Genomic DNA, 4,681 nt, shown 5'->3' on the forward strand with positions numbered 1-4,681 from the left:
TCCGCATGCTGCGCACGCGCTGGGCCGACGCCGGCACGCGCGACATCAGCAGCCGGCGCGATCCGCGCGTCGGCGACATGCTTGCCGCGCTGCCGCGCGACCTGCATCTCGTGCATGGCGTGAGCTGGTCCGTCGAGGCATCCACGCGCTTCGATTCACATCATGGACGGCTGAACGGGCATCGTCCCGGCTGCGCGCACGACGGGCAGTTCTATCTCGAACATCAGGTGATGGCCGGCATCCCGCAGGTGTGCCTGCCACGGCTCGACCACGGCCAACCCGTGCTCGGCGGGCTCGGCTTCGACGCCGGCCGCTTCTGGCTCGCGCTCGCCGACCTGCTGCACGTCACGCACGCTCAGACCAGGTAGATCTCGAAGCCCGGCACGCGGCCGGCCAGCAGGCCGTCGATCGGCGCGGCCGGCTCGCCGGTCGACAGCGTATAGAGATCCATCGGCGTACGCGCCGCGTAGTAGCGCGCGAGCGCCGGCCCGAGCGGATCGCCGTCGTACAGGCACAACTGCATCAGCGCATGACTGTTGCGCACGCGCAGCCACGCGGCATCGAGCAGCGCCGCGAACACGGACGGATCGCGGTCGCGCACCTGCAGGTGAGTCAGGTAGACGTCGCGCAGCGGCTCGCCGGCCGCCGCGATACGCGGGCGGCGCAAGGCGGGCGCGAATGCATTGAATGCGACACGGACGGCCTGCAGCGGCAACGGCAGCCGTTCGAGCACGATTCGTTTGATATTGCCTGCATCCCACGGCGCGACGCAGCCGATCAGGTTGTCGTGCGCGTCGAGTGCCAGCAGGAACGCGCCGATGCCGAACGACGGCCACGTATCGAGCCGCCGCGCGAATTCGTCCGCGCAGAACACGCCGCCGAACGGCTGGCGGCGCGACTCGGCATCGAGAAACGCGCGCAGTGCGTCCGCATGATGCGGCTGCGCCTCGACGATCCGCACGCCCGGCACACTGCGTGGCGCCGACGACAGCCCGCGCTGCGCATAGATCGACACGTTCTCGTAGCCGTGCCAGTGCGCGAAACGCAGCCGGTTCTCGCGCCGCGATCGTGCCAGCGACTGCACCGCGAGCCGGTTGTCGCGAATCATGCAGCAATACGCGTGCTGCACGCCGGCGTCGGTGCGCAGCGTCGCGAAGCGTTCGCGCACCGAGTCGGTCCACTCGCGCGACAGCCGCCGGTCGGGCATCAGGCGCAGATCGCCGAGATAGGCGACCGGCTGCGCGCGTTCGCCGAGATAGCCGTCGCGCACGACGAGGCTCGCGAGCCCCTTCAGCGCCGCGCGCTCATCCTCCGCGAGCCAGACCTCGTGATGCGGCGCGTGGCAGCGATGCAGCGCGAAGTAGTCGGGTGCACGATCGAAGCGCAATGGCAGGCTGCCCTGCATCGCATGGCGGGACTGGAAATCGAGGATGCGCGCGTTGTCGGCCGGTTGCGCGAGACGGATCCGCATGCGCGCGGCTCACACACCGTCGAACAGGCGGCGCGCGAGCGGCCGCAGGTTCGACGCCGACAGTTCACACAGGCACACGAGTTCGTCGCCCTGGGCATAGCCGGGGTTGCGTGCGAGGAAGTAATCGACGTCGGCCAGCCGCCGGTGCGCGGCCGGCACCTCCGCGAGCGCGGGCGTGAGCCGGCCCTGCGGCGTGTCGAACGACAGCAGGCCGCTGGCGGAATCGTACGCGTGCCCGTAGCGGCTCGCGGCCAGGTAGTCCATCAGGTCCTGCGTGGCCGGTGCGGTCAGGTTGTCGGCGCGCGGCGCGTAGTCGCGCGCGAACGTGCGCAGGTAGCGATAGGTGCGATGGCCCTTGCAGATCAGGAACCAGTACAGCGGCACGGCGGGCGCCTGCCGCCACACGTCGCCCGCATGGCGGATCCACGCGAACGCGAGATGCTGCGCGCCCCAATGCGCGGGATCGATGATCGTATCGCCGGAAAAGATCACGCGGATCGACGCGTCGCGCCAGCGTGTCTCGTACTGCTTGAGCGTCGAGAAGCCCTGGATCGCGCCGCCGCTGTCGCGCAGCACGATGCAGTGCGTCTTGTCGCCGAGATCGTGGTCGAACTGCGCACGGACCGTGTCGCAATAGGACGCCGCATACAACGAGAACATCCGGTCGATGTCGTCCGGGCCCAGGGCCGCACGTTCGACGGCGGTGGCACGCAACTCCATCGGCTACTCCTGCAAGACTGAACAGCTTGCTATGATAGCCCGTTACCCGCCCGCTCCCGCCATGTCCAACGCCGTTTCCCGCCAGGATGCGAACGACGCGCCGATCGCCCGGCCATGGCTGCTGCTCGTCACCTATCTCGTCGTGACAGGCGGGTTCTACACGTTCGTCACGCACCGGCCGCTCGGGCCGGTCACGGTCATTCCGGCGGGCGCGCTCGATCGCGTGATTCCGCTGCTGCCCGGCACCGTGCCGCTCTACCTCAGCTACCTGTTCGCACTGCCCGCGCTCGTCTGGCTCGGGCGCGGCCGCGCATGGCTGCTGCCGGCGTTCTTCGCCGGCGCGCTCGCGGCCGGTGTTTGCCTCGTGTGCCATCTGCTGCATCCGACCGCCATCGTGTGGCCGCCCGCTCATGACAACTGGATCGCGTGGCTGCAGCGGATCGATGCGCCGCTTGCCGCATCGCCGAGCGGGCACGTCGCGCTGCCGGTCGCGATCGCCATCGTGCTGCTGGCGCTGCGGCAGCGATCGGCCGCACTGTTCGTCGCGTGGAGCGCGCTGCTGATGGCGACGGCACTGACCACCGGCCAGCATCGCGCCGCCGATGTCGCATGGGGCTGCGCGATCGGCCTCGCGGCCGGCACGTTCACGCTCGCGTTGCTGCGCGCCAAGGTCGACCTGCGCACGGTTGCGGCCGCGCTGCTCGAATGGGCGTGCATCGTCGTGGCGATCCGCGTGGCCATCGCGCTCGGCACGTGGTACCTGTATGCGCTTGCCGTGCTCGTCATCGCGACGCGGCAGCATGCGCTGTTCATCCTGTATCACGACGCGGCCCACTATCACCTCACGCGCCGTCGCGGTTTCAACGACTTCCTGATCAACGTCGCGATCGGTGTGCCGGGGCTCGTACCGGTCGAGTTCTACCGGCCGCTGCATCTCGCGCATCACCGGCATCTCGGCACCGCGCAGGACCCGGAGCGCCAGTTTCTCTATCACGACCAGCCGTGGCGGTTCCGGCCGCTCGACGCATGGCCGCTCGCGCGGCAGTTCCTCGGCGACCTGCTCGTGCTGAACATGGTGCGCAACATGGCGGCGTTCAAGCGCGCGGGCGGGCAGAACACGCGACTCGGCCGGCCGTTCCAGGCAGCCGCGGCCGTATGGGTAGCGATCGTCGCGCTGCTCGTGTGGGCCTGTTCCGCGCGAACGATCCTGCTGGCCGCCGCGCTGTGGTTCGTGCCGCTGCTCACGCTGTCGGTCCTGCTGCAGAAGATCCGCAGCATGGCCGAGCACAGCGGCGGCCCGCATGCGACGCCCGGCTGGGCCGACTGGACGTATTCGTGGCGCACGGGCTGGATCGGCCGCGTGTTCGTCTGGCCGTATCACATCAACCTTCATCTGCAGCATCACCGGAATCCGGCGGTGCCGTGGCATGCATTGCCCGACGCGCTCGACGCACACGAGCCGCAACTCGACGCGCCGGAACTGGCCCGGCTGCTGTGGTCGGGCATCCCGCCGAAGCCGTGACCGGCGACGGCATGCGCGATGTCGCGCGCCGTCGCCCCTTCCCCGTTACTTCGCGATGTACACGCCCGACGTCGGGCACGTGCCCTGCGTATTGCCGTCCGTCACGAGCGACGCGGCGCTCGGGAACTGCGCGGTCGCATTGGTCTTCACCGCAATCCACGCTTCGGTGAAATAGCTGACGCCGTTCGTCTTCGTGCACTTCAGCGACACCGCGCTGCGCGTATTGCTGCCAAATGCGCCTTCGAACGCCGACAGCAGCTGGTTACGCGTGACCGTCTTGCCCGCGTTCGCCTGCAGGAACGTGTTGAACGACGTGTTGCCGAGCCGGCTGATCATGCCGGACGCCTGGTTCCAGTACGCATCGGGCGTCGCCGAGTTCGAACAGGTGCCGTGCTTGAACCACTCGTGCTTGTCGAGGCACGACGCGACGCCCGGCATGTACGTCGACAGCGTGTTGCGAGTCGCGCTGCTGATCGGGTACGCGTCCATGCTGCACCACTGGTGTGCGTTGTCGAGGTCGATGTCGTTCTGCGGCACGCCGCAGTAGAACGGCTGGTTGCCGTCGTATTTGTTCGGCCACAGGCCATGCAGCGACAGGCTCGTCGCCGCATACGTGCCGGCGAGATTCGTGCATTCCGGCGTGTCGTGCGACGCGCAGAAGCCGGGCTCCCACGACGCGGCGAGCAACAGGTAGTCGTAGCTGGTCTGCGCGGAGGCGTGCAGTGAAGCGGAAGCGACGGCGAGTGCGGCAGCGGCGCGGGCGAGCGTCTTGAGCATGGCGTTTCCTCGGAAAAGGCTTGCGGTCGCGGGATGCGCCGCAAGGTTGTCGAATGTCTGTCCGCGATTGTTGCCGACGCAACGTGGCACAAATGTGAAGGTGGACGAATTATGTGCCGCGGTACGGGGCGCGGGCACGCACCGTCGCGGCGCGCCACCTCACGCGAACGAAGCGCGCCGCCAGCGCGGCG

Annotated in this window: 4 protein-coding genes and 1 pseudogene; 2 read left to right on the forward strand and 3 right to left on the reverse strand. The window is 68.8% G+C overall.

Annotated elements, in window-relative coordinates; all coding sequences use genetic code 11:
* Nucleotides 1-368: pseudogene (locus tag G3N99_RS34765) on the forward strand (hypothetical protein); the annotation flags it as partial.
* Here G3N99_RS34765 and G3N99_RS34770 read toward each other — a convergent pair.
* Together G3N99_RS34770 and G3N99_RS34775 are read right to left on the reverse strand one after the other, a co-directional pair.
* A complete protein-coding gene (locus tag G3N99_RS34770) occupies nucleotides 356-1,471 on the reverse strand; it encodes a hypothetical protein (RefSeq protein WP_206124632.1) in 1,116 nt (371 codons plus the stop codon). The pseudogene G3N99_RS34765 and the gene G3N99_RS34770 sit on opposite strands and share 13 nt — an antisense overlap.
* 9 nt (nucleotides 1,472-1,480) lie before the next feature.
* Nucleotides 1,481-2,191 carry a hypothetical protein gene (locus G3N99_RS34775; RefSeq protein WP_206124633.1) on the reverse strand — a complete coding sequence of 237 codons (711 nt, stop codon included), beginning with the start codon at nucleotides 2,189-2,191 and terminating at the stop codon, nucleotides 1,481-1,483.
* A 61-nt stretch (nucleotides 2,192-2,252) separates the two neighbouring features.
* Between G3N99_RS34775 and G3N99_RS34780 the strand changes: the two genes are divergently transcribed.
* The gene (locus G3N99_RS34780) at nucleotides 2,253-3,713 is read left to right on the forward strand and encodes a fatty acid desaturase family protein (protein ID WP_206124634.1); all 1,461 of its coding nucleotides are present in this window, start codon (nucleotides 2,253-2,255) and stop codon (nucleotides 3,711-3,713) included.
* 45 nt (nucleotides 3,714-3,758) lie between these two features.
* Here the strand turns inward: G3N99_RS34780 and G3N99_RS34785 are convergent, their stop codons facing one another.
* The gene (locus tag G3N99_RS34785) at nucleotides 3,759-4,490 is read right to left on the reverse strand and encodes a ribonuclease T2 (protein ID WP_174985635.1); all 732 of its coding nucleotides are present in this window, start codon (nucleotides 4,488-4,490) and stop codon (nucleotides 3,759-3,761) included.
* Between the last annotated feature and the right edge of the window lie 191 nt (nucleotides 4,491-4,681).

The sequence above is a fragment of the Burkholderia sp. Ac-20392 genome, assembly GCF_017104585.1.
In the GTDB taxonomy this organism is placed as follows: domain Bacteria; phylum Pseudomonadota; class Gammaproteobacteria; order Burkholderiales; family Burkholderiaceae; genus Burkholderia; species Burkholderia lata.